We start from the raw sequence: 1,263 nt of genomic DNA, 5'->3' as shown, positions 1-1,263 counted from the left end.
AGCCACAAGTCATCCGCTAATTTTTCAACATTAGTCGGTTCGGTCCTCCAGTTAGTGTTACCCAACCTTCAACCTGCCCATGGCTAGATCACCGGGTTTCGGGTCTATACCCTGCAACTTAACGCCCGGTTAAGACTCGGTTTCCCTTCGGCTCCCCTATGCGGTTAACCTTGCTACAGAATATAAGTCGCTGACCCATTATACAAAAGGTACGCAGTCACACCCTAAAGGTGCTCCCACTGCTTGTACGTACACGGTTTCAGGTTCTGTTTCACTCCCCTCGCCGGGGTTCTTTTCGCCTTTCCCTCACGGTACTGGTTCACTATCGGTCAGTCAGGAGTATTTAGCCTTGGAGGATGGTCCCCCCATGTTCAGACAGGATACCACGTGTCCCGCCCTACTCGTCGGACTCACAACCTGTGCATCTTCGTGTACGGGGCTGTCACCCGGTATCGCGCGACTTTCCAGACGCTTCCACTGATGCACAAGCTGATTCAGGTCCTGGGCTGCTCCCCGTTCGCTCGCCGCTACTGGGGGAATCTCGGTTGATTTCTTTTCCTCGGGGTACTTAGATGTTTCAGTTCCCCCGGTTCGCCTCGTTAACCTATGTATTCAGTTAACGATAATGCACAAGTGCATTGGGTTTCCCCATTCGGACATCGACGGCTGTAGCGGTTCATATCACCTTACCGTCGCTTTTCGCAGATTAGCACGTCCTTCATCGCCTCTGACTGCCAGGGCATCCACCGTGTACGCTTAGTCGCTTAACCTCACAACCCACAGGCGTTTTGCAACGCTGCGGACTGCAAGCATTTGAGAGACTCGAACGCATCGTTGCTTCATTCTTATTACGGAGAATGAATACGACGCGTCGTTTCAAATTTTCAGCTTGTTCCGGATTGTTAAAGAGCAATATCTCAAACACGACGTTACCGTCAGTTTTGAGATATTCTGTGGAGACACCTTTCACCTGTCACCAAGCAGTGGCGTCCCCTAGGGGATTCGAACCCCTGTTGCCGCCGTGAAAGGGCGGAGTCCTAACCGCTAGACGAAGGGGACACAAAGTGTCACGACTTCGCAGCCGTCCTGCTCGTTACTTTTCTATCAGACAATCTGTGTGAGCACTTCGCGGGAAGGTATCTTCAGGTAAGGAGGTGATCCAACCGCAGGTTCCCCTACGGTTACCTTGTTACGACTTCACCCCAGTCATGAATCACAAAGTGGTAAGCGCCCTCCCGAAGGTTAAGCTACCTACTTCTTTTG

At 51.9% G+C, this 1,263-nt stretch carries 1 tRNA gene and 2 rRNA genes; all 3 read right to left on the bottom strand.

What is annotated here, in order from left to right:
- Positions 1-770 (bottom strand): 23S ribosomal RNA (locus F3J41_RS23185); the annotation flags it as partial.
- Positions 771-984: 214 nt separating this feature from the next.
- Positions 985-1,059: transfer RNA gene (locus F3J41_RS23180), tRNA-Glu, on the bottom strand.
- An 88-nt stretch (positions 1,060-1,147) separates the two neighbouring features.
- Positions 1,148-1,263 (bottom strand): 16S ribosomal RNA (locus F3J41_RS23175); the annotation flags it as partial.

Source organism: Pantoea sp. Ap-870 (assembly GCF_011752515.1).
GTDB classification, from domain to species: Bacteria; Pseudomonadota; Gammaproteobacteria; order Enterobacterales; family Enterobacteriaceae; genus Pantoea; species Pantoea dispersa.
Note: the sequence above shows the minus strand (reverse complement) of the source record. Positions and strands in the feature narration are given on the sequence as shown.